Origin of the sequence: Pseudomonas sp. 43(2021), assembly GCF_017490805.1 — a bacterium.
Classification (GTDB): domain Bacteria; phylum Pseudomonadota; class Gammaproteobacteria; order Pseudomonadales; family Pseudomonadaceae; genus Aquipseudomonas.
Map to the genome: position 1 here is coordinate 1 of NZ_JAFGYJ010000318.1, position 502 is coordinate 502.

The 502-nt window shown below is 64.1% G+C and carries 1 protein-coding gene; it reads left to right on the forward strand.

Annotation, left to right across the window (positions count from 1 at the left end):
- Positions 1 to 14: 14 nt before the first annotated feature.
- The coding region (locus tag J5M71_RS27410) for a transcription antitermination factor NusB (RefSeq protein ID WP_279382390.1) at positions 15 to 502 on the forward strand (488 nt) is incomplete at its 3' end.

Below are 502 nucleotides of genomic sequence, written 5' to 3' on the forward strand. Positions count from 1 at the left end.
GCGGTGGACTCACAATGAATCCGCGTCTGGCCGCCGCCAAGGCACTCGCTGCCGTACTCAGCGGCAAAGCCTCGCTGAACAGCTCCCTGCCGACGCAACTGGACAAGGTCGAGGATCGCGATCGCGGTTTCACTCAGGACCTGGCCTTCGGCACCGCACGCTGGCAGCCACGCCTGTCGGCACTGGCGGAAAAACTCCTGCAGAAGCCGTTCAAAGCCGCCGACGCTGATGTCGAGGCGTTGCTGCTGGTCGGTCTGTATCAACTGCTCTACACCCGCGTGCCGGCCCACGCCGCCATCGGCGAAACCGTCGGTTGTGCCGACAAGCTGAAAAAGCCTTGGGCCAAAGGTCTGCTCAACGCGGTGCTGCGCAATGCCCAGCGCGAAAGCGAGACGATCTTCGCCGAACTGGAACGCGATCCGGTAGTGCGCACGGCCCACCCGCGCTGGCTGCAAAAATCCCTGAAGGCCTTCTGGCCCGAGCAGTGGGAAGCGATCTGCGC